Origin of the sequence: Halobaculum saliterrae, from assembly GCF_009831625.1 — an archaeon.
Classification (GTDB): Archaea; Halobacteriota; Halobacteria; order Halobacteriales; family Haloferacaceae; genus Halobaculum; species Halobaculum saliterrae.
In genome coordinates this window covers 108,356-132,635 of record NZ_WUUS01000011.1, presented here as the reverse complement: position 1 = coordinate 132,635, position 24,280 = coordinate 108,356, and the positions used below count along the sequence as shown (strand labels likewise).

General features: G+C 70.7%; 28 protein-coding genes. 10 read left to right on the top strand and 18 right to left on the bottom strand.

Annotated elements, in window-relative coordinates; genetic code table 11:
- Window positions 1-103 precede the first annotated feature (103 nt).
- The 6 genes from GRX01_RS16445 to htpX form a co-directional block, all read right to left on the bottom strand.
- Window positions 104-658 (bottom strand): metal-dependent hydrolase, encoded by a 555-nt coding sequence (locus GRX01_RS16445; protein ID WP_159670165.1) that lies wholly within the window; start codon window positions 656-658, stop codon window positions 104-106.
- A 6-nt stretch (window positions 659-664) separates the two neighbouring features.
- The gene (locus tag GRX01_RS16440; RefSeq protein ID WP_159670162.1) at window positions 665-1,039 is read right to left on the bottom strand and encodes a DUF7475 family protein; all 375 of its coding nucleotides are present in this window, start codon (window positions 1,037-1,039) and stop codon (window positions 665-667) included.
- A gap of 82 nt (window positions 1,040-1,121) precedes the next feature.
- Window positions 1,122-2,153 carry a DNA repair and recombination protein RadA gene (gene radA / locus GRX01_RS16435; RefSeq protein ID WP_159670159.1) on the bottom strand — a complete coding sequence of 344 codons (1,032 nt, stop codon included), beginning with the start codon at window positions 2,151-2,153 and terminating at the stop codon, window positions 1,122-1,124.
- A gap of 168 nt (window positions 2,154-2,321) precedes the next feature.
- Window positions 2,322-2,936, bottom strand: a complete 615-nt coding sequence (gene pspAB / locus GRX01_RS16430) for a PspA-associated protein PspAB (RefSeq protein ID WP_159670157.1) — start codon at window positions 2,934-2,936, stop codon at window positions 2,322-2,324.
- Between the two features lie 94 nt (window positions 2,937-3,030).
- Window positions 3,031-3,609, bottom strand: a complete 579-nt coding sequence (locus GRX01_RS16425) for an LURP-one-related/scramblase family protein (protein ID WP_159670154.1) — start codon at window positions 3,607-3,609, stop codon at window positions 3,031-3,033.
- 121 nt (window positions 3,610-3,730) lie between these two features.
- Window positions 3,731-4,609, bottom strand: a complete 879-nt coding sequence (gene htpX / locus GRX01_RS16420; RefSeq protein WP_159670151.1) for a zinc metalloprotease HtpX — start codon at window positions 4,607-4,609, stop codon at window positions 3,731-3,733.
- Between the two features lie 90 nt (window positions 4,610-4,699).
- On the opposite strand from htpX, the gene GRX01_RS16415 reads away from it, so the two are divergent.
- The 5 genes from GRX01_RS16415 (at window position 4,700) to GRX01_RS16395 (ending at window position 9,464) form a co-directional block, all read left to right on the top strand.
- The gene (locus GRX01_RS16415; RefSeq protein WP_321168172.1) at window positions 4,700-5,899 is read left to right on the top strand and encodes an inorganic phosphate transporter; all 1,200 of its coding nucleotides are present in this window, start codon (window positions 4,700-4,702) and stop codon (window positions 5,897-5,899) included.
- Window positions 5,900-6,102: 203 nt separating this feature from the next.
- On the top strand, window positions 6,103-6,492 hold the full coding sequence (gene fer / locus GRX01_RS16410; protein ID WP_159670145.1) for a ferredoxin Fer: 390 nt from the start codon (window positions 6,103-6,105) through the stop codon (window positions 6,490-6,492).
- 142 nt (window positions 6,493-6,634) lie between these two features.
- Complete coding sequence (locus GRX01_RS16405) at window positions 6,635-7,753, top strand: A24 family peptidase (RefSeq protein ID WP_159670141.1); 1,119 nt, start codon at window positions 6,635-6,637, stop codon at window positions 7,751-7,753.
- Between the two features lie 91 nt (window positions 7,754-7,844).
- On the top strand, window positions 7,845-8,240 hold the full coding sequence (hisI, locus tag GRX01_RS16400) for a phosphoribosyl-AMP cyclohydrolase (protein ID WP_159670138.1): 396 nt from the start codon (window positions 7,845-7,847) through the stop codon (window positions 8,238-8,240).
- Between the two features lie 3 nt (window positions 8,241-8,243).
- The gene (locus tag GRX01_RS16395; RefSeq protein ID WP_233741077.1) at window positions 8,244-9,464 is read left to right on the top strand and encodes a DUF7118 family protein; all 1,221 of its coding nucleotides are present in this window, start codon (window positions 8,244-8,246) and stop codon (window positions 9,462-9,464) included.
- A 24-nt stretch (window positions 9,465-9,488) separates the two neighbouring features.
- Here the strand turns inward: GRX01_RS16395 and GRX01_RS16390 are convergent, their stop codons facing one another.
- Window positions 9,489-10,013, bottom strand: a complete 525-nt coding sequence (locus tag GRX01_RS16390; protein ID WP_159670135.1) for a GNAT family N-acetyltransferase — start codon at window positions 10,011-10,013, stop codon at window positions 9,489-9,491.
- 104 nt (window positions 10,014-10,117) lie between these two features.
- Window positions 10,118-11,494, bottom strand: a complete 1,377-nt coding sequence (glmM, locus tag GRX01_RS16385) for a phosphoglucosamine mutase (RefSeq protein WP_159670132.1) — start codon at window positions 11,492-11,494, stop codon at window positions 10,118-10,120.
- A gap of 153 nt (window positions 11,495-11,647) precedes the next feature.
- Between glmM and GRX01_RS16380 the strand changes: the two genes are divergently transcribed.
- The 4 genes from GRX01_RS16380 (at window position 11,648) to GRX01_RS16365 (ending at window position 16,852) form a co-directional block, all read left to right on the top strand.
- Window positions 11,648-13,345, top strand: a complete 1,698-nt coding sequence (locus GRX01_RS16380) for an aldehyde ferredoxin oxidoreductase family protein (RefSeq protein WP_159670129.1) — start codon at window positions 11,648-11,650, stop codon at window positions 13,343-13,345.
- A 245-nt stretch (window positions 13,346-13,590) separates the two neighbouring features.
- The gene (locus GRX01_RS16375; protein WP_159670126.1) at window positions 13,591-14,886 is read left to right on the top strand and encodes an MBL fold metallo-hydrolase; all 1,296 of its coding nucleotides are present in this window, start codon (window positions 13,591-13,593) and stop codon (window positions 14,884-14,886) included.
- A 93-nt stretch (window positions 14,887-14,979) separates the two neighbouring features.
- Window positions 14,980-15,402: a hypothetical protein gene (locus GRX01_RS16370; RefSeq protein ID WP_159670123.1), complete on the top strand. Its 423-nt coding sequence runs from the start codon at window positions 14,980-14,982 to the stop codon at window positions 15,400-15,402.
- Between the two features lie 67 nt (window positions 15,403-15,469).
- Complete coding sequence (locus tag GRX01_RS16365) at window positions 15,470-16,852, top strand: PQQ-dependent sugar dehydrogenase (RefSeq protein WP_233741075.1); 1,383 nt, start codon at window positions 15,470-15,472, stop codon at window positions 16,850-16,852.
- A gap of 83 nt (window positions 16,853-16,935) precedes the next feature.
- Here GRX01_RS16365 and corA read toward each other — a convergent pair whose 3' ends face one another.
- Window positions 16,936-17,967 (bottom strand): magnesium/cobalt transporter CorA, encoded by a 1,032-nt coding sequence (gene corA, locus GRX01_RS16360; RefSeq protein ID WP_321168171.1) that lies wholly within the window; start codon window positions 17,965-17,967, stop codon window positions 16,936-16,938.
- A complete protein-coding gene (locus tag GRX01_RS16355; RefSeq protein WP_159670117.1) occupies window positions 17,964-18,227 on the bottom strand; it encodes a hypothetical protein in 264 nt (87 codons plus the stop codon). Before GRX01_RS16355 ends, corA begins: the two co-directional genes overlap by 4 nt.
- A 77-nt stretch (window positions 18,228-18,304) precedes the next feature.
- On the opposite strand from GRX01_RS16355, the gene GRX01_RS16350 reads away from it, so the two are divergent.
- Window positions 18,305-18,724: a hypothetical protein gene (locus tag GRX01_RS16350; protein ID WP_159670114.1), complete on the top strand. Its 420-nt coding sequence runs from the start codon at window positions 18,305-18,307 to the stop codon at window positions 18,722-18,724.
- A 23-nt stretch (window positions 18,725-18,747) separates the two neighbouring features.
- Here GRX01_RS16350 and GRX01_RS16345 read toward each other — a convergent pair whose 3' ends face one another.
- The 8 genes from GRX01_RS16345 to GRX01_RS16310 form a co-directional block, all read right to left on the bottom strand.
- Window positions 18,748-19,029, bottom strand: a complete 282-nt coding sequence (locus GRX01_RS16345; protein ID WP_159670111.1) for a DUF5808 domain-containing protein — start codon at window positions 19,027-19,029, stop codon at window positions 18,748-18,750.
- 64 nt (window positions 19,030-19,093) lie between these two features.
- Window positions 19,094-20,761, bottom strand: coding sequence for a bifunctional N(6)-L-threonylcarbamoyladenine synthase/serine/threonine protein kinase (locus GRX01_RS16340; protein WP_159670108.1), 1,668 nt, complete (start codon window positions 20,759-20,761; stop codon window positions 19,094-19,096).
- Between the two features lie 6 nt (window positions 20,762-20,767).
- Window positions 20,768-21,076, bottom strand: a complete 309-nt coding sequence (locus tag GRX01_RS16335) for a 30S ribosomal protein S24e (protein WP_159670105.1) — start codon at window positions 21,074-21,076, stop codon at window positions 20,768-20,770.
- A 102-nt stretch (window positions 21,077-21,178) separates the two neighbouring features.
- Window positions 21,179-21,718: a GTP-dependent dephospho-CoA kinase family protein gene (locus GRX01_RS16330; protein ID WP_159670102.1), complete on the bottom strand. Its 540-nt coding sequence runs from the start codon at window positions 21,716-21,718 to the stop codon at window positions 21,179-21,181.
- Between the two features lie 25 nt (window positions 21,719-21,743).
- Window positions 21,744-21,941, bottom strand: a complete 198-nt coding sequence (gene spt4, locus GRX01_RS16325; protein ID WP_159670099.1) for a transcription elongation factor subunit Spt4 — start codon at window positions 21,939-21,941, stop codon at window positions 21,744-21,746.
- Window positions 21,941-22,519, bottom strand: coding sequence for a DNA-directed RNA polymerase (locus GRX01_RS16320; protein WP_159670096.1), 579 nt, complete (start codon window positions 22,517-22,519; stop codon window positions 21,941-21,943). The genes spt4 and GRX01_RS16320 overlap by 1 nt, the downstream gene beginning before the upstream one ends.
- Before the next feature lies 1 nt (window position 22,520).
- Window positions 22,521-22,925: a PIN domain-containing protein gene (locus GRX01_RS16315; protein ID WP_159670311.1), complete on the bottom strand. Its 405-nt coding sequence runs from the start codon at window positions 22,923-22,925 to the stop codon at window positions 22,521-22,523.
- A gap of 14 nt (window positions 22,926-22,939) precedes the next feature.
- Window positions 22,940-24,169: a translation initiation factor IF-2 subunit gamma gene (locus tag GRX01_RS16310; protein WP_159670093.1), complete on the bottom strand. Its 1,230-nt coding sequence runs from the start codon at window positions 24,167-24,169 to the stop codon at window positions 22,940-22,942.
- Window positions 24,170-24,280 lie beyond the last annotated feature (111 nt).

The window sequence follows — 24,280 nt, the reverse complement described above, 5'->3', positions numbered from 1 at the left end:
CGTCGCGTCGGGACGAGCGCGCTCCGCGTCGCGTCCGTCGATCTGCTGAGCGATCACAGCGACTCCGACACCCTAAACGTGTCGTGAACGCGGCGAGCCGCCGTCACCCGACCAACTCCTCGACGACCGGCGGGAGCCGGCGTCGGACGACCGCGTACGCGACCCCAAGGGCGACGCAGGCGGCAGCGATCGCCGGCAGCGGCGCGGGGTAGAACGCCACGATCGGGGCCGCGAGCGCCGCGGTGGCGACGACGTCCTCGGGGGCCCCGTCGTACCGGATCCAGTACCGGGGGGCGATCCACCGACCGCGACGGTGGTCGAAGACCGCCTCCGCGGAGGTGCGCTCCCACGGTCGGATCTCGTCGCCGGCGCCGAGGGCGTCGGTGCCGGCGTGGAGGGCGAACGACGCGCTCCCGACGGCGGCCGCGACCGTCGCGGTCGTCGGAGCGACCGCGGCGACGCCGATCGCCGGGAGCGCCAGCGCCCATCCCAACACGGGGAAGTGGAGCGTCCGCCGGTGGCGCCCCACGAACAGGTCGAGGTCCGGGAGGAGCCCGCCGACGATCCCGGCCGCGGCGGCGGGAACCGCGAACTCGGGCGCGAGCGCGACCACGGGGGCCGCGAGGAGCGCCCCGACGAGCGCGTGCGTGAACGCCATCACGGCCTACGACTCGCGTCTGTAGAGGACGACGAGGACGACGATCAGGAGGACCTGAACGACCTTGTCCGCGATCCCGGTCGCCCCGAAGTCCGGCGCGTTCGCCACGTACCACAGCGGTATCTGTCCGGCGGTGAACGGGATCCCGAGGACGTAGAACAGACGGCGACGGTAGTCCAACAGCACCGCTGCCACGCCGCCGAGAAAGCCGACTCCCGCGATCAGGAACGCGACGGCCATCCCGGTCTCCGAACTGAACGCGTACGCGAGCCACAGGTGGATGACGCCGGTGATCGCCGCGAGCGCGATCCCGAGCCAGTGCAGTCCAGTCATCGTCTCCGTGTGGAGGGCGAACCCCTCGGACGCCGTTTCGGTGCTCATACTCGTACGGAGGGCGGGTATCGTGTTAAAAACTCTCACGGCACCGGTCGAGCGGTGATACCGCCTGTACGGAGGGGGCAGCCTATTCGGGCTTGAGGCCGCCGTCCTGCACGCGCATCACGGCCTCGCCGTCCGCCAGGTTCGGCGCGTCCACGAGGCGGACGATCCGCTTGTCGCCCTTCGACTTGCGGAGGTAGATCCGGAACGTCGAGGTGTGGCCGAGGATGTTGCCGCCGATCGGCTGGGTCGGGTCGCCGAAGTAGGAGTCGGGGTTGGATGCGACCTGGTTCGTGACGAGCACGACGCAGTTGTAGAGGTCGCCGATACGCATCAGGTCGTGCAGGTGCTTGTTGAGCTTCTGCTGGCGCTCGGCGAGCTCGCCCCGGCCGACGTACTCGGCGCGGAAGTGGGCCGTCAGCGAGTCGACGGTGAGCATCCGCACGGGCCAGTCGGTGTCCTCGGCCTCGCTGGCGAGCTCCTTCGCCTTCTCGGCCAGCAGGATCTGGTGGTTGGAGTTGAACGCCTTCGCGACGTGGATGTGGTCGAGGAAGTCCTCCACCAGCGTCCGCATGTCGTCGTCGTTCTCGGGCGAGCCCTCGATGTCGCGGCGCTCGAACTCGTGTTCGAGGATCTCGTCGTCCAGCCCGCGGACCATGTCGTCGATCCGCTCGGGGCGGAACGTGTCCTCGGAGTCGACGAAGATGGCCGACCCGTCCAGCCCGCCGTCGTCGCTGGAGAGCTGGACGTTTACGGCCATCTGGTGGGTCACCTGCGACTTGCCGGCGCCGAACTCGCCGTACACCTCGGTGATCGACTGCGTCTCCATCCCGCCGCCGAGCAGGTCGTCGACCTCGTCGATCTGCCAGGAGAGCTTGCCGATCTCCTCGCGTCGCTCCAGCACCTGCGCGCCGGACTCGAAGCCGCCGATGTCGGCCGCCTCGCGGGCGCCCTGGATGATGTCGTTCGCCGTCGAGTCGCCGATGTCGGCCGTGTTGCCCAGCTCCGCGGGACTCGCGACCGCGATGCTCTGGTAGCTGTCGAAGCCAGCCTCGACGAGTTTGTCTGCGGTCGCGGGGCCGACGCCGGGGAGTTCCTGGAGATCGTCTTCTGCCATCGTACTCCGTCCTTGCTCGGCTCCCCTCATAAACCCTCGTTAACAGTAGAGTGAAAGTGAAATCGCGGTACGTGGTCGTGTCGATCACGGACGGTGTGCGAGGGTTCAGAAGCGATGGCGGGGAGTCGGGGGGTCGAGGAGTCGGGGCCGTCGTGAGCGGGAGCGATCCTACTCCCAGGGATGGCCGTTCGGCCTGTCCGGCCACAGGGGGTACCAGTACTCCTTGTCGGATTCGATGCCGAGTTCGCCGTCCAGCACCGACTCCAGTTTGAACTCGGTCTTGTTGCTCCGACTGCTGGTTCCCGTCGGGGCGAACGGGTAGTACGAGCCGCGGCGGAACGAGTAGATCCAGTAGGCGTGGCGGTCGGGATCGCGCTCGTCGGCGAAGCCGAACATCGCCGCCAGCAGCCGCGAGCCGTACCCTCGCTCGACGAACTCGTCGGCCGCGAAGTGGACGGACGTGACGAGGTCCTCGGGGTCGTCGTCGCCGAGGATCACCCAGTGGTAGCCGTGGTCGTCCTCGCGGCGGCGGAACGTCGTCCCCGTCTCCTCGCCCCCCGCATCGAGGATCGCCTCCACGGCGTCGACGGTGTCGGCGAAGTCGGTGGAGTCGACCGACGAGAAGCACAGCGCCGCCTCGTCGGCCGAGCGGAAGCCGAGGTCCGCCTCCATCGTGACGTAGGCGGTGCTCATGCCGAACAGGTCCTCGGGGTCGGCGTCGCTGACGGCGTCGGCCTCCGCGCGCGACCCGAGCACGGATCTGAGTGTGTCGAGAATCCCCATTGGCGCTGTCGGTACTCCGTGGGGAGCCGTGTTCAAGCCGTCGCTCGCGCGGGCGGTCGCTCACCGGGTCGACACCGCCACGTCGCCGGCGCCGTCAGTTCCCCTGGATCGCGTCGATCACCATCGCGGCGGCGACGACCGCCTCCTTCGGCACCGCGTCGGCGTCGTCGACGGTGATCTCGTAGGTGTCCGCCAGGGAGAACTCCCCGGCGATAGTGCCGACGTGGGCGCCGTTCGGGTCGGTGATCTCGTACCGGTGCGGGATCCAGTGACCGAACGGGAGGACGTTCCGTGCGATCGTCGTCAGGGCGCCGCGGGAGTCGATCCTCGCGAGCGCCGCCTCCGTGTCGGCGTCGCGGATCGTCCAGGTGTCCTGCAGGACCGAGTAGTCGTTGTCGAGGATCACCAGGTCCTCGCCGGTCCGTGAGTCGGTGAGGACGTAGTTGCCGGCGACGTCGAGCATCCCCGCCGCCTTCACCGAGAACACCTCGGTCCCGTCGGCGTCGACGAACGGGAACTGTTCCTTCAGCTTCAGCATCTTCTGTTTCCCACGCAACACGACGTTCCCCGACGAGTCCTCCGCCCGGTACTTGTTGCGCACGAGGCTCTGGACGACGGTGTAGCTGTCGTCGGTGAGATCGATCCCGGAGATGTCGTACGTGCGGTCGCTCATACGGTCCGTTCTGCGCAATCACGTATCAAGCTTCACACGGGCTGGACGGTGCGGAACCGGGGGAGAGGGAACGGATCGTTCCGTTCCGGACCCAAGGGGTGTGAGCGCGCCGCTACTCGGCTCAGGCCGTCTCGAGCTCCCGCTCCAGCTCGCGGAGCCGCTCGACGCGCTTCTCGGTGCTCGGGTGCGTCGAGAACAGCTTCCCGATGAACCCGGACCTGATCGGGATGACGAAGAAGGCGTTCATCTCCGCGGTGTCGCGGAGGTCCTCCTTCGGTACCTTCTCCATCCCGCTGTCGATGGTGACGAGCGCCGACGCGAGCGCGCCGGGCTTGCCCGAGATGGCCGCGCCGCCGCGGTCGGCGGCGAACTCGCGGTAGCGCGACAGCAGGCGGATGAGCATGAACGAGATCACCCACACGACGAGCGAGACGACGATGGCGACGATGACCGGCGCCTGGTTGCCGCCGCCGCGGTCGCCCCCGCCGCCGAAGAGCCAGCCCCAACGCACGACGATGAACGCCAGCGTCGAGAGGAACGACGCGATGGTCATCACCATCACGTCGCGGTTCTTGACGTGCGCCAGCTCGTGGGCGAGCACGCCCTCCAGCTCCTCGTCGTCGAGCGTGCGGAGCAGTCCGGTCGTCACGCAGACGGTCGAGTTCTTCTGTGAACGCCCGGCGGCGAACGCGTTCGGCACGCGGGTGTCGGCGACCGCGACCGTCGGCTTCGGGAGGTCCGCCTGTTGGGAGAGGCGCGTGATCTTCCGGTGGAGCTCCGGATACTCCTGTTCGGACACCTCCTTCGCGCCCATCGAGTACAGCGCGAGCTTGTCGCTGAAGAAGAACTGTCCGAGCGAGAACAGCCCCATGATCGCGACGATCGCGAACAGTCCCACGTACTGGGACAACACCGCGATGAACACGATGTAGAGGGCGAAAAGCAGGAACCCGGTCAGGACCATCCGGCCTCGCAGGCCCCAGTCTGTCTTCCATTCCATACCCCGTAGTATCGGACCCATGGCTTAAACGCTGTCGCGGGCGGACGGAGATCGACCGGACTTATGGGCCGACGGCGGGAGCGTGTTCGCGTGGTCGAGGCACTCTTGGCGATCGGCGTTGCCGTCGCGGTGTTCGTCGGCTTCAACATCGGCGGGTCGTCGACGGGCGTCTCGTTCGGCCCCGCGGTCGGCAGCGGCACGCTCTCGAAGACGGCCGCGGCGGCGCTCATGTCCGCGTTCGCGCTCGCCGGCGGGTGGACGGTCGGTCGCAACGTCATCGACACGATGGGCGGGGAGATCGTCCCGTCGTCGGCGTTCACGCTCGCCGCGAGCGTCGGCGTGCTCTTCTTCGTCGGGCTGGCGCTGTTGATCTCCAACACCTTCGGCGTCCCCGCCTCGACCTCGATGACGGCCGTCGGCGCCATTGCGGGCCTCGGCGCGGCGACGGGGACGCTCGACGCCGACGTCATGCTGCGGATCGTCGGCTGGTGGCTCGTCGCGCCCGTCGTCGCGTTCTGGATCTGCGCGGTCGTCGGTCGGTACTTCTACCCGTACCTCGACGCCGCCTTCGCGATCGACCGGTCGGCCGGCGGCGTCGTCGAGTTCGACGGCGTGCGACCCACGGTCGCGCCCGACGCGACCGGCCGGGAGGTCGCCGGCACGGCCGCCGTGATCATCATCGCCTGTTACATGGCGTTCTCCGCGGGCGCCTCCAACGTCGCCAACGCGGTCGCGCCGCTGGTGGGGAACGGGTCGGTGACGGCGAGCCAGGGGGTGTTGCTCGCGAGCGCGGCGATCGCCGTCGGCGCGTTCACGATCGCCCGCCGGACGCTCGACACCGTCGGCAACGACCTCACCGACCTCCCGCTGCCGGCGGCGCTCGTCGTCGAGGTGGTCGCGGCGAGCCTCATCACGTTCCTCTCAGGGATCGGGATCCCGGCCTCGCTGGCGGTCTCGGCAACGATGTCGATCGTGGGACTCGGCTGGGGGCGAGCGACCCGGACGACGACGCTCGGCGACGCCGTCAGCGGCGCGGTCGACGGCGCGCTCCGGGGCGACGGGGAACGGACCGACCGCGGGCGACCCGAGGTGTCCGTCGACGCGCTCGCGGCCGACCGCCCGGACGCCGACGACGGCGTCCCCCGGATGGGCGAGGAGCACGGGGACGAACTGCTCGCCGAGGAGCTGTTCGACCCCGGTACGACCGGCCGCGTCGTCTCCTTTTGGATCTTCACGCCCACGATCTCGTTCGTCTGCTCGTACGCGCTGTTCGCGGTCGTTCCCCTGTAGGACCCCGTGACGTTCGCTCCGTGGCTCGTATCGCAGTCGGACCGCCGAGTTCCTCCGGTCTCGCACGGCTCGATCGATCGCGTCGATGCGATTCTCTCAGATCCGTAGAACGGTTATTTCGGCCCGCCTAAAGCCCGTTTGGGCCGTTATCTCTCTACCAGATAGCAACAACTAATGGTGCGGCGGGCGAAGCGTTGGACGAGATGCCCACGGTCGAATACCTTAACTACGAAGTGCTGGACGACAACGGCTGGGAGATCGACGACGACGATCTCTTCGAGAACGCGGCCGAGGCCGGGTTGGACGGAGAGGACTACGGCGAGCTCGACGTCAACGAGGGCGAGTACATCCTCGAGGCCGCCGAGGCCCAGGGCTACGACTGGCCCTTCTCGTGTCGCGCCGGCGCCTGCGCGAACTGCGCGGCGATCGTGAAGGAGGGAGAGATCGAGATGGACATGCAGCAGATCCTCTCCGACGAGGAGGTCGAGGAGAAGAACGTTCGCCTGACGTGCATCGGTTCGCCGCAGGCCGACGAGATCAAGATCGTCTACAACGCGAAGCACCTCGACTACCTCCAGAACCGCGTCATCTGATCTGAACGCGGTCCGCCGCCGAGTTCTCCACGTTATTCCCCTCTCCAGCGACGCGTCCGTCGACGACGAACCCGCACAGCGCGTTTTTCACGACCGAGACGCGGACGGCAACGACTAACCCCTCGGAGCCGCCCGACGGCGTATGAACGTGCTCGGCGTCGCCACCGCGGCCGACCTCCTCAGGCTCCTCGTCCTCCCGGGGTTCGCGTGGGCCGCCTACCGCGACATCCGGACCCGACGGGTCGCGAGTTCTCTCTGGCTTCCGCTCCTCGCGATCGGCGCGCTGGCGCTCGTCGTGGAGGCCGCCGGGGCGTACCCGTTCGACGGCTACGCCGGACGGCTGTTCCTCGTCCGGGTCGGGTTCTCGATCCTCTTCCTGATCCCCTTCTCGCTGCTCGCCTACCGGATGGCCGCCTTCGGCGGCGCCGACGCGAAGGCGCTCGTGGTGCTCGCGGTCGCGTTCCCGACCACTCCCGGGTACGTCGTCCCGCTGTCGATCCTGCCGGAGGTGACGTGGCTCCACGCCGTCGGCTTCCCCGTGCACCCCTCGGCGCTGGGCGTCACGGCGATGTCGGCGCTGACGAACGCGGTGCTGTTCGGCGGGGGCTACGTCGCCCTGCTGTTCGTGTCGAACGTCGCCGCCGGCCGGCTCTCTCCGGCGATGTTCGTCGGTCGCTGGACCGCGACCGAAGACCTCCCGGACGTGCACGGCCAACTCATCCGCGTCGACGGGCTCCGCCCGCAGCGGGGCCTCGACCTCGACGCGCTCCGGATGTACCTCCGGTGGCGCGGCACCACGCTCGCGGCCGTCCGGTCGGACCCCGACGCGCACCGCGACCCGACGTCCGTCGGCGAGACGAACCCGCCGACCGACGGCGCAGTCCACGACGGCGCGCGGACGGACGGGGGCGTCGACGACGGCGGGTTCGAGTTCCCCGAGTCGGACGCGACGGCCGACGACGCCGCCGGCGACCCGGACGCCGCCGCGGCGCCGGGACGGGACGGACCGCCGGTCGACGCCGAGGCGGACGCCGTCGACGACCCGTGGGCCGCCGAACGGTTCCTCGACGACATCGAGGGAACGGCCTACGGCACGACGCCCGAGACGCTCCGCGAGGGCCTGGAACGCGTCGCCGGCGAGGACGCGCTGTGGGTGTCTCCCGGGCTCCCGTTCCTCGTGCCGTTGTTCGGGGGGCTCGTGCTCGCGTTGACGTACGGCGACGTGCTCACGGTCGCGCTCGGGGCGCTCGGGCTGGTCTGACCTCCCTAGAACTCCCCCGACCCGGCACGCGGCCGGTGGTCGCGCCCGCTACGCACAAGACCTATTCGCCCCAGCCCCGACGTTCGGACCGATGAGTGATCCCACGCCCGACGCCGAACCCGCCGACCGGATCGCGGTCGATTTCGGCGACGACGGGCTCGTCCCCGCCGTCGCACAGGACGCCGACTCCGGCGAGGTGTTGATGCTCGCGTACGTGAACCGAGAGGCGCTGGAGCGTACCCGCGAGACGGGCCGAGCGCACTACTACTCCCGGTCCCGCGAGGAACTGTGGGAAAAGGGCGCCACCAGCGGACACACGCAGGAGGTCCGCGAGGTCCGCGTCGACTGCGACGCCGACACCCTGCTGTATCTCGTCGACCAGACCGGCGGCGCCTGTCACACCGGCCACCGCTCGTGTTTCCACCGCACAGTCGACGGCGAGCACGTCGGCGAGCGCGTGTTCGACCCCGACGTGGTGTACGAGTAGCGGATGGGACGCGACGCCGACGCGACCCACGGACAGAACGCGACCGCCGAGCCGGAGGCGGCCTCCGGGCGGAACGCATCGCCGGACCCGCTGCCGGACGCCGAACGCGACGCCGACGCGCTCGCGACGACGCTCCGGGACGCCCGCGGGCGACGGGACGACGCGACCGCCGCCGTCGAGGAGCACGGCGAGTCGACGCTCGCGACCGTTCGCGACGCCGTTCAGCGCGCAGACCGCCTGCTGGAGCGCTACGTCGACTCGGCGACCGGGACGGGCGACTTCCAGGCGTACGTCGAGTTCCAGGGCGAGTTCGCGGCCGTCGCCGAGGACCTCGACGAGGACGTCCCCGGACGCGACGCGTTCGAACGCGCGAACGACGCCGTCGACGGCCGGCGGCTCTCCGAGTCGGACTTCGATCGCGCCCGCGAGGCGCTGTCCCCCGCCCGCGACCTCGCCGACCGGCTGGCCGAGCGCGAGGCCGCCGAGGCCGCGGTCCACGACGCCGAACGGGACGTCACGCGGCGTCTCGACGCGCTGGACGACCGGATCGCGGCGCTGGAACGGCTCGTCGAGCTCGGGGAGGCGGACCTGACCGCTCCCACCGAGGAACTCCGCGAGCCGATCGCCGCCTACAACGACGCCGTTCGCGACGCGTTCGACGACTTCCGCCGGGAGGCGTCCGCCCGCGAGCTGCTGGCGTTCGTCGCGGACGCGGCGGGGACGCCGTTCGTCGACTACGCCGCGCCGCCGCCGGAGCTGCGCTCGTTCCTCGACTCGTCGCCCGCCGACGGGGCGGCGCTTCCGGACCTGCTCGAGTACGCCGACTACTCCGCCTCCAAGCTCGACCACTACGTCGAGGACCCGGGCACGTTCACGGCGCGGGTTCGCCCGCACCGGACGTACCTCGAACGGCTGTCCGCGGAACCGCTCACGGTCGACTGGCCGCCGCCGCCGTCGGCCGAGACGCTCCGGTTCCAGCGCGAGGAGCTCGTCTCCGTCGTCGCCAAGTTCGCGCCCGAGGGGACCGTCGCCCGCGCCCGCCGGCTGCGGGAGGCCGCGGACCACCCCGACTACGAGCGGCTCCGCCGCGCCGCCGAGGCCGAGGCGGAGCTGTCGGACGCGGAGGTCGAGCGCGTCGCCTCGGGCGAGGCGGCCGCCGAACTGGCCGAGGCGCGCGAGCGACGCGAACTGCTGACCGACACGCTCGAGGACGCGGACTCGTAACCGCGAGGGTTCACCGCGACCGGCCTACAGCGGCCGCGCGTACACCGCCGTCGGGTACGACTCCTCGCCCACCTCGAAGGCCGAGGTGCCGACCCGCTCGAACCCGCGCGCCTCGTAGAACTCGCGGGCCGCGCGGTTCTCGATGAACGTCTCCAACACCAGCCGCGAGTTCGATCCGGCGACGCGGTCGAGTACGGCCTCCAACAGCGCCGAGCCGACGCCCGCGCCCTGCGCGTCGGGATCGACGTAGATCGCTCGGAGCTCGGCGTCCTCGCGCTCGCAGAACGCCTTTCGCTCGTCGTTCCACAGCGCGTCGGCGAAGCCGACGACCGCGCCCGGTTCCCTGTCGACGGCGACGAGGAACGCACGGCCGTCGGCCGTCGCACGATCGTACCGCTCCTGTAGCTCGACGCCGTCGGGGACCGTCATCGCGTCCAGCCGCTCGTCCGGGAGGATGCCGGCGTACGCGTCGCGCCAGGCGGCGCGGTTGACCGTCAGCGCCGCGCGGAACTCGGCCGGCGAGGCGACGGGGCGCACCTCGATGTCCATGTTCGGGGGTCGGGGTCGACGGGAGGAAAGGATTCGGGGGGTGTGCGATCGGGGAGCGGTCGGAGCGAGTCGGCCGGCGCGCGCCGTCGGGGCGAGTCGCCCGGCTACGCCGCGGCGTCGGCCCGCGCCTCCTCCAACGTCTCGCGCAGGTCCCGCACCAGCGCGGCCGCGCGGTCGGCGTCGGCGGACTCCGCGTACACGCGAACCTTGGGCTCGGTGCCGGAGGGGCGCACGAGCACCCACGCGTCGCCGTAGTCGAGGCGGTAGCCGTCCTTCGTGTCCGGCTCGGCGTCGGCGGCGTCGGCGTACGACTCGGCGGCCGCGAGCATCGCGTCCAGCTCGGCGTCCGAGCCGTACGTGAGGTTCTCGCGGACGTTCGTGTAGTCCTCGTAGGGAGCGACGATCTCGCTGACGGTCGCGTCGCGCTCGGCGAGCAGCTCGAGGAACTTCGCGGCGATGAACGCTCCGTCGCGCACCAGTCGGTAGTCGGGGAAGAAGACCCCGCCGTTGCCCTCGCCGGCGACGGGGACTGACTCGCCCTCGCGCCACAGTTCCTTGATCCGGGTGATGATGTTCGTCGAGCCGATGGGCGTGAGCTCGAGGTTCGCGCCGGCGGCCTCACACACGTCCACGAGGCGCTGGGAGACGTTCACCGCGGCGACGGTCGTGTCGCCCTCGCCCAGATCGCGGGCGGCGAGCGCCGCCAGCGAGGCGTCGCCCTCGACGTACTCGCCGGCCTCGTCGAAGAAGATGGCGCGGTCGCCGTCGCCGTCGTGGGCGACCCCGACGTCGGCGTCGGCCGCGCGGACGAGCCGCCCGAGGTCGTCGAGGTTCTCCCGCACCGGCTCCGGGTCGCGGCCGGGGAAGTGGCCGTCCGGCTGCGCGTTCACCGTGACGACGTCGCAGCCGAGCTCCCGGAAGAACTCGGGCGAGGTGAGCGCGCCGGCGCCGTGGCCGGGGTCGAGCGCGACCGTGAGGTCGGCGGCGGCGACGGCGTCGCGGTCGATCGCGTCGAGCATCTCCGCGACGTAGTCGCCGTTGGCGTCGGGAACGCGGCGGGACTCGCCCATCCGGTCCCACGACACGGTCGTCGGCTCCTCCGAGAGGAGGCGCTCCTCGACGACCTCCAGCCGGTTCACCGGGAGCTCGACCCCGTCGTCGCCGACGAGCTTGACCCCGTTGAACTCCGGCGGGTTGTGCGACGCGGTGATCATCACGCCGGGCACCGATTCGACCTCGCAGTAGCGCACCAGGCTCGGGGTCGGGACCACGCCGAGTCGCTCCACGTCGACGCCTGCGGCGGTGACGCCGGCGGCGGCGGCGTCGGCGAACGTCCGCCCGGACGTGCGGGTGTCGCGGCCGAGGGCGACGCGCTCGGCGTCCCACGTCGCCGCCGCGGCCGCGGCCACCCGGGAGACGAACTCCGGGGTGAACTCCTCGCCGACGACCCCGCGGGTGCCGCTCGATCCGAAGACCTTCATTCGGTTCGTGGGTCCGACGGCCGGCGGGATAGTGGTTCCGAACCGGCGCGTGGCGTTCCCGCCCGTTTCCCCCGCACGAACGGCGACACACGGTGGTTCGTGACACGCTCACCGACAGCGGGATTTACCACCCTCGACTGGAAACCCATGGGTATGATCCACGCGACCGGTCCGCTGCTGTCGGTCGACCTCTCGGCCCGCGAGACGACCGAGGAGGACGTCGACGACGTGCTGAGCGAGTTCGTCGGCGGCCGCGGCGTCGCGACGAAACTGGCGTTCGACCGCGTCCCGTTCGACGTCGACCCGCTGGGCCCGGAGAACCGAGTCCTGCTCTCGACGGGCCCGCTCCAGCACTCGCGGATGAGCTTCACCGGGCGAATGAACATGACGAGCGTATCGCCACTGACCGACGGGCTCGCCTCCTCGAACGCCGGCGGCTTCCTGTCGCGCAACTTCACCGGCACCGGGTACGCCGCCGTCGAACTCCACGGCGCCAGCGACGTTCCCCTGGCGGTCCACGTCCGCGACGACGGCGTCGAGTTCGAGGAGGTCCCCGACCTCGCGGGCGCCGAGGTCCCCGAGGTGACCGAGTGGGCCGAGGAGACCCACGATCTGGAGGCCGAGAACCTCGCGTGCATCGGTCCGGCGGGCGAGAACCTGGTCCGCTACGCGTGCGTGATGACCAGCGAGACGCGTGCGTTCGGCCGCACCGGGATGGGCGCGGTGCTGGGCAGCAAGAACGTGAAGGTCCTCACCTTCGACGGCGACAGCGAGGCGGACGTGGAGATCGATCCGATCCAGACGGACGTCCACCGTGAGGCGGCCACCGCGGACCACATCATGAAGCGGCAGGGAACGACGAGCGTCACGGAGCTCGCCAACGAGGTGGGGGCGCTCCCGACCGACTACTTCGCGCGCACCGACTTCGAGGAGGGCGTGGCGGGGATCTCCGGGGACGCGGTCGAGTCGAAGAAGTACAAGAAGGGCACCTGCTCGCAGTGCGCGTTCGCGTGCAAGCTCCCGACGAGGGACGAGGACGCCGGCGTCGAGACGGAGGGGCCGGAGTTCGAGACGGTGATGGCGTGGGGATCGAACCAGCTCGTCGACGACGTGGTCGAGGTCATGAAGGCGAACGACCTGTGTGACCGTCTCGGCGTCGACACCATCTCCGCGGGCGACACGGTCGCCGCCTACCTCGAGAGCGAGGACGACCTCGCAAACCCCGAGCGCGCCCGCGAGACGCTCCGGAAGGCCGCCTACCGCGAGGGCGAGGTGGGCGACCTGCTCGCGGAGGGCGTTCACCGCGCGGCCCCCGAGCTGGGCGTCGAGGACTGGTCGGTGAAGGGGCTGGAGTTCTCCGCCCACGACGGCCGCACCCTGAACGGGCAGGGCCTCTCGTTCGCGACCTCGAACCGCGGCGCCGACCACATGTACGCGAGCTTCTACTCGAAGGAGTACCCCCTCGTCGACAAGGAGGCGGCCGTCGACAAGCGCGGGCTCGACGGGAAGGCCCCGATGGTCGCCGCGGCGGAGGACCACAACGCGGTGCTCGACTCCGCGGTCGCCTGCAAGTTCAGCCGGGACTTCATGACCGAGGAGCGGCTCGGCTCCCTGCTCGACGCCGACTACGACGATCTGCTCGCGGTGGGCGCGCGCGTCGTCGAACTGGAGCGGGCGTTCAACAACCGTCGCGGCTTCGACCGCGCGGAGGACACGCTCCCGTACGACATCGAGGGGTTCGAGGCGGCGCTCGACGAGTACTACGAGACGCGCGGCTGGCGCGAGGACGGCGTGGTTCCGGAGCTCGGCGAAGCCGACTCCGACACCGACGCCGCCCCCGCGGACGACTGACGGGAGGCGCGATCGATCGGGGTCGGTTTTTCACCCGTGATAGGCGGGACCGAACCGTTATGCGGCGGTCTCACCCCGATTCGGTATGAACATGAAGCGGATGTCCACGCTCTCGGTCGGCGTGCTGTGCGTGCTGGCGTTGGGGGCCGCCGCGCTGGTCGCGGTGCAGGTAGTCTGACGCCGTCGCCGGCGACCCGCGCGAGGAACCGACGAACCCAACTCCGGCGAGCCCCGCCGTTCACGCGATGGAGATCCAGTTCCTCGGCGGCGCCCGCGAGGTGGGTCGCTCGGCGGTCCTCATCGACGACGCGCTCCTCCTCGACTACGGGATGCTGACCGGGGAGCCGCCGCAGTACCCCGTCGGCCGGCCGGAGCCGGACGCGGTCGTCGTCAGCCACGGCCACCTCGACCACGTCGGGCAGGTGCCCGCCCTACTGCGCGGCGACCGCCGTCCCTCGGTCCACTGGACGCCGCCGACGGCCGAGTTGGCTCGGGTGCTCGCACGCGACACGCTGAAGCTGCGCGGCTACGAGTGTACCTTCACCGAGAGCCACGTCCAGCGCCTCGGGGAGGTCGAGGAGCGCCACGGCTACGGCGAGCCGTTCACCGTCGCCGCCGGCGGCACCGAGTACGAGGTCACCCTCCTCGACGCCGGTCACATCCCCGGGAGCGCGCACGTTCTCGTCGACGACGGCGACACGCGGCTGCTGTACACGGCCGACTTCCACACCGACGACACCCGCCTGCTGTCGGGGTCGACGGCACGGCCCGACGCGGACGCGGTGATCTGCGAGAGCACCTACTCGGACGTGACCCACGAGGACCGCGCCCGCGTCGAGGAGCGGTTCGTCGAGACGGTCCGAACCACCCGATACGAGGGCGGAACCGCGCTGATCCCCGCGTTCGCGATCGGTCGGACGCAGGAGATTCTGACGGTGCTGGAGGACACCGAGATCCGCCCGTACCTCGACGGCATGGGCCAGCGCGTCACCGACATCGTCCGGCGATACCCCGAGTACGTCCGGGACCCGGAGGCGCTCCGGCGGGCGAAGTCCGGCGCGCGGTACGTCGGCGGGAAGGCCGGCCAGAGCGGGACCTCCGGTCCCGCAGGCCGCACGGGACGCTCGGGGGCGTCCCGTGGACAACGGGAGCGTATCGCCGCCGACAACGAGGCCATCGTCACCACGTCCGGGATGCTCTCGGGCGGGCCGGTGATGCGCTACCTGCCGATGCTTCGCTCGAACCCGACGAACCGGGTGTGTCTCACCGGCTACCAGGTCGAGGGAACGAACGGTCGACAGCTGCTCGAACACGGTCGCTGTGAGCTCGACGGCGGCGTCGTTCCGGTCGCCGCCCGCGTCGAACTGTTCGACTTCTCCGCGCACGCCGACCGCGACGGTCTGCGTGCGTTCCTCGACGACTACCGCGGCGCGACGGTGCTCGTCAACCACGGGGACCGCTGCCCGACGTTCGCCGAGGAGTTGCGGGCCGACGGCTACGACGCCGCGGCACCGTCGGTCGGCGAGCGCGTGACGGTGTGACCTCCGTCGGGCGCGGTAGTCCATCCACGACGGGCGCGATAGCCCATCCGTATGGGCGTAATATCCAATGGCGTACACGCCGTGACAACGCGTGTGGCATCCGATCCGGACGGGATCGACCCCGAGTCCGTTCTCGACCGCCGCGACCGACGCATCTCCCGTCAGGGGCACGCCGCGGTCTCCGGCGCGTTGACCACGTCGGCGCTCGCGGTCGCCGTCCTCGCGCTGGCGGTCGCCCTCGGGGTCGTCGGGCCGCGTGCGCTGTACCCGGTGTTCGCGCTCGTCGCGCCGGGCGCGATCGGCGGCGTGTGGCTCAATACGGTCCTGTTCGGCCGCGTCGAGCGCCCGGCGCGCTGGTTCCGCTGGATCGTCGGCGCGGGGCTGGGCGTCGATGCGGCGGTGTTCGTCGCCGCGGTCGCGGCCGGCGGCGCCGCGATCGGGGCGGTCCAGTTGCTCGCTACCTTCTTCGCCGTCGCGTGGCTGGCGGGCGTCGCGGCGACGTGGCGCTTCAGGTGAGGATCCCGGTCTCCCGCGGAGTCAACCCGCCCACGAGTATACACCGACGCGGACCGTCACGCCCCGCATGGACAGTTCCGATCGGGACGCCTCGATGGATCGACGGACGTTCCTCCGCCGTCTCGGGGGCTCTGGCACGCTCGCCGCGACCGCCGTCGCGGGCTGTACGTCCGGACGCTCCGGGCCGGCGGATCGACGGGAATCGGCCGGCACCGACACGACTCGAACTGATACGACCGGCACCGATACGACAGGGGCGGACGCGGACGCGCCCGACTCGCTCGCGACCGAGCCGATCGCCGACGGCTTCGCCGCCCCGCTGGGCGTGGAAGCGCCCGCCGGCCTCGACGGCCGTCTGTACGTCGTTGACCAACAGGGGACGGTGACGCTTCTCGCCGGCGGCGACGGGTCGCCGTTCCTCGACGTGACCGACCGCTTGGGCCGGGCAGGCGGCGAGATGGGACTGCTCGGGCTCGCGTTTCATCCCCAGTTCCCCGACGAGGATCGAGTGTACGTCCGGTACAGCGGCCCGCTGCGCGACGGAATGCCGAGCGACTACAGCCACACCTTCGTCCTCTCGGAGTTCCGCGCGACGCCCGACGCCGCCGACCCCGACAGCGAGCGCATCCTCCTCGAGATCCCCGAGCCGCAGCCGAACCACAACGCCGGGTCGGTCGTGTTCGGCCCGGACGGACTGCTGTACGTCGGGGTCGGCGACGGCGGCGGCGCCGGCGACCGGGGCACCGGCCACGTCGAGGACTGGTACGACGGCGTCGCGGGCGGCAACGGGCAGGACGTGACCGAGAACCTCCTCGGGAGCGTCCTCCGGATCGACCCGCTCGGCGGCGACGACGTCGGCGTCGGCGATGACGGCGATCCATACGGCGTCCCCGACGACAACCCGCTCGTCGGCGGCCAGGGGCTCCCCGAGCAGTACGCGTGGGGCCTCCGCAACCCGTGGCGGTTCAGCTTCGACCGCGAGACGGACGACTTCCTCGTCGCCGACGTGGGGCAGAACCGCTACGAGGAGGTGAACCGCGTCGAGGCCGGCGGCAACTACGGCTGGAACGTCCGTGAGGGGTTCCGGCCGTTCGACGCCGCGGAGGCGCCGACCGAGACGCCCGACGGCGGTCCGCTGATCGACCCGGTGATCGAGTACCCTCACTCCGGCGACGGCGCGGTGACCGGGATCTCGGTCATCGGCGGCTACGTCTACCGCGGCGACGCCGTCGCCGACCTCGCGGGGACGTACGTGTTCGGCGACTACCGCCCCGATGGGGACCTGTTCCTGGCCGAGCCGCGCGAGTCGGGTCGATGGCCGACCCGCGCGGTGTCGACAACGGGGCTCGGCGGCGGACTGCTCTCGTTCGGGGAGGGCCCCGACGGGGAGGTGTACGTCTGCACGGTCGGCGACGACGGGGGATCGGTGCGACGGATCGCCGACGGCTGAGTGCCACACGGCGGCCGTCCGATCGGCCGTGTCGGCGGATCAGTCGGGCCGGCGGATCGACCGAGCCACGGAACTCGTCCGGCTCACAACCAGCCCTCGCGCCGGAAGTACGCGACCAGCACGAGCGCGATGCCGCCCATCCCGAGCATCGCCGTGTGGTACGCGTACGGCCACCCGAGCTCCGGCATCGACTCGAAGTTCATCCCGAACACGCCGGCGACGAACGTCAGCGGGAGGACGATCGTCGCGACGACCGTGAGCCGGCGCATCACCTCGTTCGTCGACTGCGACAGCGTGTTGAGGTAGATGTCGCGCGCGCCGGCGGTGAGGTCGCGGTACGTCTCGGTCAGCTCGACCAGCTGCACGAGGTGGTCGTACACGTCGCGGTAGTACTTCTCGGTCGACTCGGCGATCTGGTCGGCGTCGCCGCGCGAGAGCGCGTTCACGGCGTCGCGGGTCGGCCACACGACCCGCCGGACCGACAGCAGCTCCCGCCGGAGCTCGTTGATCGCCGCGAGGGTGTCCGGGTCGGGCGCCTCGATGACGCGGTCCTCGACGGTCTCGATGTCGTCCTCCAGCTCCTCCAGGAGGCGGAAGTAGCCGTCCACGATCCGGTCGACGACGAGGTAGCCCGCGAAGTCCGCCCCGCGGGCAAGCGCCCGCCGGTCCGCGCCCTCGAGGCGGTTCCACACCGCCTCGACGGCGTCGTCGCTGTCGACCGTCACCGTCACCAGCCAGTCGTCGCCGACGAACACGCCCACCGGACGCGTCCGGATCTCCTCGAGGAACGTCGTCTCCCCGACGCGAAACCGGGCGCCCTTCACGAGCAGGAACGCGTACTCGTCCAGCAGCTCCGACTTCGGGCGGGCGTCGCCGAGCACGTCCTCGACGTGTAGCGGGTGGATGTCGAACCGCTCGGTCACCGTCGCGAGCTCGCCCGTCGGCTGCGGGACCCGACCCACGTCGGTCTCCCCCTCCCGAACCGCGGGATCCCCGTCCCCGCCCCGGTCGGCCGCGTTCACCCACACCCACGTCGTCCCCGGCGCCTCCGCGGCCGCCGTCACCTCCTCGAACGTCGCGGCCTCCCCGTCGGTGTACGACATCGCGTGGATCACCGCGATCCACCCCCGTCACGTGGGTCGCTCCCGGAGCCGGTCGTTTCCGAGCCGATTCCGGGCTCCGGCGTTCCCGCGTCGGTCTCGGGATCCGTCGATCCCGCGTCGCTCCGGCCGTGGGTCACGACCGCGAGCGTTATCCCCACGAACAGCCCCGCGATGCTCGCCTCCCGACCGGGGTACGGCGCGACGGTCCCGAGGACGTAGCCGCCGAGCGACGCCAGCGTCAGCGCCATCGACGCGAGGAACGACCCGTTCATGCCACCCCCCTCGTCGTCGGCCCCCCTAATCGTTCGGGCACACAAGCTCCTTGGTGTATGGTGACGTAGCACGTGATATGTCCGTCGACAAACCGGCCCGGGGCGTTCCCGACCTGACCGCGGACGAACGGGCGGCGCTGCACTCGATACAGCTCGGGATCGAACACGCCCACCGCGCGTACGCCGACCTGCTCGGCTGTCACCACCGAACCGGCCACGCGATGGACCGGTTCGCGGAGGCGGAGGAGCTCCTCCGGGCCGCCGGCCACGACGAGTACGCCGACGAGATCCGCGACCGGCTGCTCCCGGCGGGCGTCGTCGAGGGCCGCTGGACGTACGAGCTCGTCACGGCGTATCGGCGAAACGTCCTGAACGAACTGGACGCGTTCGAGACGGCCGTCCGCGAGGACGTCGCCGACGGCGTCGACCACGTCGCGGAGCGCGCACAGCAGCGCGCCTGGCGGGACCGGGCGGAGTCGGAGAAGTGGAGCGAGTAGGCGCCCGGTCGTCGTCCGGACGTTCAGTCGTCGTCGACGATGACCTCGACGGGTTCGGCCTCGTCGTCGACGTCGCCGTCGTCGTCGCCGCCGCCGCGTTCCTGATACAGCAGCGCGCCCGCGACGACGAGGACGAGCCACGAGCGCCAGTTCGCGAGGTTGAGCGTGTAGCCGATGCCGAACGGCTTCTCCACCAGCATACCCTTGCCGGGCTTCCAGTACGAGGAGAGCAGGCGACCGACGCTCGGACGCTCGAAGTTGTACGGGATCCCGAAGAGCTCCCCTGTCTGGGGTTTGTCTGCCATGGCTCAGTCAACGACGCCGTCGGATAAATCGTTTTGGCCCGAATCCGGCATCCCGACGCCGACGCTACTGGTAGCGACCGCGTCCCTCGACGCCGCGGAGCCGGTCCAGCACGGCGGGGTCGCCGACCGCCCGATAGCCGTCCTCGACCGCTGCGACGAGCCGCTCGGGCTCGCTCGCGGTCCCCTCGATCGACTGCTCGAACACGTGCAGGTCCATCGCGTAGTCCTCGACGTGGTCGGAGCTGAAGCCGAGGCCGAAGTCGATGGGGAAGAGCCGTCCGTTCTCGGGCGATCCCTCGCGGCCCACCCTGACGTTGCGCGTCGTCGGGTCGCCGTGGACGATCCCGGCGTCGTGGAGCCGCGCGAGGTGCTCGCCGACCGTCCGGGCGCGGTCCTCGGTGAGCGCCGCCGCCAGGTCGCGATCGCCGACGAACTGCATCGCGATCGTCGCCTCGGCGACGTCCACGTCGCGGACCAACGGCGTCGGCACCCCCGCCTGACGGGCGGCCGCGAGCAGGCGCGCCTCCGCGACAGTCCGGTCGCGCCGCAGCGTCTCGTCCAGTTCCGGATGGCGGTACCCCTTCGGGAGCCGTCGCTTCACGACCCCGTCGCCGTCGACCTCGACGGTCGCCTCCGCGCCGCGCATGTCGGCGGCGTCGCGGCCGGCTCGGTCGTCCCCCCCGCGGTCCTCCCCGTCCGCCGCGCTCGGCACTCGCGCGACCGACTCCGCGTCGTCGCGCCACGTCACCGGCACCTGATCCGGCCGGAAGTCGGGGTCGATCGCGGAGTCCTCGATGGCGACGGTGTCGCCGGCGGCGGCCATCTTCGCGCCGAGCACCGCGATCATCCCGGCGTTGTCGCGGAGGAACCGCGGCTCGGGCGCGTGGAAGTCGGCGCCGCGCTCGGCGCACATCGACGCGAGCATCTCCCGGAGCCGGTCGTTCTGGCCGACGCCGCCGCCGAGCACCAACTCGTCGGTCCCCGTCAGCGACAGCGCCCGCTCGGCCACCTCCGTCAGCATCGCGAAGACGTGCTCCTGCAGCGAGAAACAGACGTCCTCGACGGGGACGCCGTCGTCGTGGGCCGCCTTCGCCGCCGACATGATCCCCGAGAACGAGAAGTCCATCCCCTTCACGACGTAGGGCAACTCGACGAACTCGCCGTCGGCGGCGTGTTCCTCGATCTTCGGGCCGCCGGGGTGGCTCCAGCCGACGTGGCGCGTGAACTTGTCGAGGGCGTTGCCGACACCGGTGTCCATCGTCTCGCCGAGCACGCGGTAGCGCCCGTCGTGGAAGCCCAGCAGGTGGGCGTTCGCCCCCGAGGCGTTCAGGCAGACGGGCGAGTCGAAGCCGGCACGGTGGCGGCCGATCTCCAGGTGCGCGACCATGTGGTTGACGCCGACCAGCGGCACGTCGAGCGTGCGCGCCAGCGCTCGGGCCGCGGTGGCGACGATGCGCAGGCAGGGACCGAGCCCGGGACCGCGGGAGAACGCGACGGCGTCGACGGGCGACTCGTCAGCGGCGCGGTCGTCGTACTCCTCGCGGGCGTGTTCGAGGGCGGTCTCGATCACCCGCGGGATCGCGCCGCCCATGTGTTCGGCGGCCTCGCGCGGATGGATGCCGCCGCTGTCGGGTTCGTAGGGGTCGGACTCGATGAAAACGGCGTCGGCCTCGGCGTCGAACACCGCGGCGCTGGCGCACCAGGCCGTGCCCTCGACGCCGAGGACGCGCATCCGGCGTCAGGCTTCCTCTGCCTCGGCGTCCTCGTCGCCGGCGATGGCGTTCCGCTCGAGGACGTAGTCCTGCTCCACGTCGGCGGCGTGCTCGGCCGTCTCGTACACCTTCGCGTAGCCGACCGTCTTGCGCATGCCGAACTTCGTGTCCAGATCCTGGATGACGACCTCGTCGGATCCCTTGTCGAGTTTGGCGGCCAGCGAGTCCCGGACCTGCAGCCGGGCGGGGGTTGCTTCGTCGTGCTGCACCTCGAACCGGACGTCCGTCCGGTGGAGCATGGGGTTCTCCTTCTCGGAGATGATGTCGATGTCCATGGTTCAGTTGTCAGTGACTGCGCCCGAGAGGCGGAAAAGGATTTCGAAGGGCCTGTACCCCGATTCAGCGGCCGCGAGGGGATCGCCGACGCGTGCGACCGGCTACCCGTCGCCGTCGAGCGCCGAAAGCGCCGCCGCGGTGTCGCCGTCGAGCCGTCCGAGCAGGTCCCGGGCCTCCCGTCTCGATTCCGCGGTCACGTCCACGAGCACCATCCCCTCGTCGGGCTGGCCGTAGACGACGCTCGCGCCCTCGGGGGCCGCGACGAGCGCGGGGACGGTCGCGAGGTCCTCCTCGCCCGTCACGTGGATCACGACCGGATCGTCGCTCGCGAGCGCCTCGACCAGCGCGCCGAGCATCGCCGTCGACAGCGTCGCCGGCTCGTTGTCGACCTCGATCCGGCGGTTCTCCCCGTCGAGGACGGCGGCGATCTCCTCGCCGACGGCCTCCCGCTTCGTCTTCCCGTCGATCACGGCCACGTCGGGATCGCGCCCGGCGACGCGGAGGTGGTAGGTGACGACGTCGCCGACGGCGACGATCGGGTCGCCCGCGTCCGCCAGCAGCCGCTCGGCGTCGGTGTAGACGGGGCCCATGGGCTCCTTGAACGCGCCGCGGAGGTCGTCGGGGAGCGTGAGGAGCGTCATCCGATTCGGCGGCGGATCCGCGCGGTCACCGGACCTTCAGCGCGTAGCTGCCCGGCTCGCTCACGTTCATCTCCGGGGCGATCTCCGAGTCCTCGGGATGCGTGATGATGACGTAGCCGGCCCAGTCCTCCGTCAGCGAGGAGGAGCCGCAGTTCTCGCACGTCTGGGCGTCGGGGCCGTTGACGAAGTGGCACTCGCGACAGGCGAGGCGGTCCTCCGCCATCAGTTACCCTCCGCGGGCGCCCCCTCGGCGCGGCGTCGAACGTCCGCCTCCAGCCACTCGTGTTTGCCGAGTCCGGGCTGTTTGGCGGTGAGGCCGATCTTCGAGTCGCGCGGGTTGCGCTCGTCGATCGACTTCGTGACGACGCGCACCCGGACGGGGTCGTCGACGCCGAGCGTCCGGTCGGACTCCGTCGAGGCGAGCTGTTGGTTCTCGCCGTCGTACGCGAGGTACTCGTCGGAGATCTGCGAGACGTGCAGCAGCCCGTCGACGGGGCCGATGCCGACGAAGGCGCCGAACTCGACGACCTCCACGACGTTCCCGTCGACGACCTCCTGCATGTCCGGATCGAAGGTCACGGCGTCGAACTCCGCCTTGTAGTAGACGCCCGGTCTGTTCGGGAGGACGGCGCCGTCGCCGATGTCGTGGACCTCGACGACGCTGACAACGCTGCCCACGTCCTCGTCCATGCGTCCCTCCAACTTGTCCTGCAAGAGCTTGCGGACGCGGTCGCGGCTCACGTCCGCCAGATGCTCCGGCGGGACCTCGACCGTGTCCTTGAGTCGTACCCGTTTGTACATGCTATGGTTCTGTTATCGCGAGTGTGTTCGCGCCCCTTAAACCGATTACGCGTACGCCCCGAGCGAGGAGGCGCTCGCGCAGGGGGCGGTCGTTCGTGACGACGTAGCCGTCGAAGCCCGTGTCGGCGTCGGCGCCGTGACCGGCGCCGCCCGCCGCGAGTTCGACGACCGCGTCGTCGGCGTACTGCTCCGCCGTTTCGGCGATCCGACACCGCTCGGCGAGGTCGCGGCCGACCGACGCGGCGGCGGCCTCCTCGCCGGCGCCCGTCGCGAGCTTCTCCAGCTCGGCGACGACCGCCTGGGGGGTGACGAGGTCGGGGTCGTCGACCAGTCGGTCGAGCTCCTCGAACACGCGAACGCCGCACTCGACCGGCATCATGAGCGCGTTCGTGTCGAGGACGACCATCGTCACCGGCCCCGTTACTCCGTGAGGGTTCCGACGCCGATGAGGCGCCAGCGGGCGCCCATCCGGCGGTTGATCGCGATCTTCGCGCCCTCCTCGGCGCAGACGGGACGCTTGAGGTTGACCTCGCACTCGCCCGTCCGGGCGCTCGTCACCGCGCCGACCGTGGTCGCGGTGCCGACGGTGAGCATCAGCGGCTCGCCGGTGGAGATCTCCTCGACCTCGCCCTCGCCGACGACGCGGTCGAGCAGTTCGACCTCCATCTCGAACCCGTTCCGAGTCGGCGGCAGCGTGCCGGGCTCGCCGGCGACCTGCCCCGCGAGCGCGTCGCCCTTCGTCAGGCTGGGGTCCAGCCCCGTGCCGACGCCGAGCAGGCCGCCCGGTCCGACCTCGTCCTGCGGGTGACCGCCCGCCTGCAGCGAGCGCACGGAGGTCTCGATCGAGTGGTACTCCGAGGAGCCGCCCTCCTCGACCTCGCGGCCGGGGCGGAGTTCGATCTCGTCGCCCTCGGTGAGCGTGCCCTGTGCGAGCGACCCGCCGATGACGCCGCCCAGCAGGTCCTTCGCCTTCGTCCCGGGGCGGTTGATGTCGAACGACCGCGCGGTGTACATCCTCGCCGGAAGCGTCTCGTCGCGATCGGGCGTCGGGATCCGGTCCTCCAGCGCCTGAATGACGAGGTCGACGTTGACCTCCTGTTGGGCGCTGACGGGCACGATCGGCGCGTCCTCGGCGACGGTGCCCTCGACGAACTCCCGGATCTGCTCGTAGTTCTCCCGGGCGCGCTCGTCGTCGACGAGGTCGATCTTGTTCTGGGCGATGACGATGTTCTCGATGCCGATGATGTCCAACGCCATCAGGTGCTCCTCCGTCTGCGCCTGCGGGACGTCCTCGGTGGCGCTCACGACGAGCACCGCGCCGTCCATGATCGAGGCTCCGGAGAGCATCGTCGCCATCAGCGTCTCGTGGCCCGGGGCGTCGACGAACGAGACCGTCCGCAGGGTCTCGGTGTCGACGCCGTGCTCCGGGCACGTCTCCTCGACGGTGTAACACTCGGGCTCGGCACAGTCCGGGCACCGACGCAGCGTCGCGTCGGCGTAGCCCAGACGGATGGAGATCCCGCGCTTCATCTCCTCGCTGTGCTGGTCGGTCCAGTCGCCCGACAACGCTTGCACTAGCGTCGTCTTTCCGTGGTCGACGTGACCGACGAGTCCGATGTTCACCTCCGGTTGTGTTTGCTCCGTCACCATGGGCCTCCGAGAGTAATCTCGTTGGAACTTCGCCGCGTGCGACTGATAAAGGTGCTGTTCCGACGATGGCGGCTTCACGTGCGTGTCTCTCTGTTTCAACCGCTCCATGCG

Coding starts and splice junctions, on each gene's coding strand:
- GRX01_RS16445 (WP_159670165.1), bottom strand. CDS start 658: ATGGCGTTCACGCACGCGCTCGTCGGGGCGCTCCTCGCGGCCCCCGTG.
- GRX01_RS16440 (WP_159670162.1), bottom strand. CDS start 1,039: ATGAGCACCGAAACGGCGTCCGAGGGGTTCGCCCTCCACACGGAGACG.
- radA (WP_159670159.1), bottom strand. CDS start 2,153: ATGGCAGAAGACGATCTCCAGGAACTCCCCGGCGTCGGCCCCGCGACC.
- pspAB (WP_159670157.1), bottom strand. CDS start 2,936: ATGGGGATTCTCGACACACTCAGATCCGTGCTCGGGTCGCGCGCGGAG.
- GRX01_RS16425 (WP_159670154.1), bottom strand. CDS start 3,609: ATGAGCGACCGCACGTACGACATCTCCGGGATCGATCTCACCGACGAC.
- htpX (WP_159670151.1), bottom strand. CDS start 4,609: ATGGAATGGAAGACAGACTGGGGCCTGCGAGGCCGGATGGTCCTGACC.
- fer (WP_159670145.1), top strand. CDS start 6,103: ATGCCCACGGTCGAATACCTTAACTACGAAGTGCTGGACGACAACGGC.
- GRX01_RS16405 (WP_159670141.1), top strand. CDS start 6,635: ATGAACGTGCTCGGCGTCGCCACCGCGGCCGACCTCCTCAGGCTCCTC.
- hisI (WP_159670138.1), top strand. CDS start 7,845: ATGAGTGATCCCACGCCCGACGCCGAACCCGCCGACCGGATCGCGGTC.
- GRX01_RS16395 (WP_233741077.1), top strand. CDS start 8,244: ATGGGACGCGACGCCGACGCGACCCACGGACAGAACGCGACCGCCGAG.
- GRX01_RS16390 (WP_159670135.1), bottom strand. CDS start 10,013: ATGGACATCGAGGTGCGCCCCGTCGCCTCGCCGGCCGAGTTCCGCGCG.
- glmM (WP_159670132.1), bottom strand. CDS start 11,494: ATGAAGGTCTTCGGATCGAGCGGCACCCGCGGGGTCGTCGGCGAGGAG.
- GRX01_RS16380 (WP_159670129.1), top strand. CDS start 11,648: ATGATCCACGCGACCGGTCCGCTGCTGTCGGTCGACCTCTCGGCCCGC.
- GRX01_RS16375 (WP_159670126.1), top strand. CDS start 13,591: ATGGAGATCCAGTTCCTCGGCGGCGCCCGCGAGGTGGGTCGCTCGGCG.
- GRX01_RS16365 (WP_233741075.1), top strand. CDS start 15,470: ATGGACAGTTCCGATCGGGACGCCTCGATGGATCGACGGACGTTCCTC.
- GRX01_RS16355 (WP_159670117.1), bottom strand. CDS start 18,227: ATGAACGGGTCGTTCCTCGCGTCGATGGCGCTGACGCTGGCGTCGCTC.
- GRX01_RS16350 (WP_159670114.1), top strand. CDS start 18,305: ATGTCCGTCGACAAACCGGCCCGGGGCGTTCCCGACCTGACCGCGGAC.
- GRX01_RS16345 (WP_159670111.1), bottom strand. CDS start 19,029: ATGGCAGACAAACCCCAGACAGGGGAGCTCTTCGGGATCCCGTACAAC.
- GRX01_RS16340 (WP_159670108.1), bottom strand. CDS start 20,761: ATGCGCGTCCTCGGCGTCGAGGGCACGGCCTGGTGCGCCAGCGCCGCG.
- GRX01_RS16335 (WP_159670105.1), bottom strand. CDS start 21,076: ATGGACATCGACATCATCTCCGAGAAGGAGAACCCCATGCTCCACCGG.
- GRX01_RS16330 (WP_159670102.1), bottom strand. CDS start 21,718: ATGACGCTCCTCACGCTCCCCGACGACCTCCGCGGCGCGTTCAAGGAG.
- spt4 (WP_159670099.1), bottom strand. CDS start 21,941: ATGGCGGAGGACCGCCTCGCCTGTCGCGAGTGCCACTTCGTCAACGGC.
- GRX01_RS16320 (WP_159670096.1), bottom strand. CDS start 22,519: ATGTACAAACGGGTACGACTCAAGGACACGGTCGAGGTCCCGCCGGAG.
- GRX01_RS16315 (WP_159670311.1), bottom strand. CDS start 22,925: ATGGTCGTCCTCGACACGAACGCGCTCATGATGCCGGTCGAGTGCGGC.
- GRX01_RS16310 (WP_159670093.1), bottom strand. CDS start 24,169: ATGGTGACGGAGCAAACACAACCGGAGGTGAACATCGGACTCGTCGGT.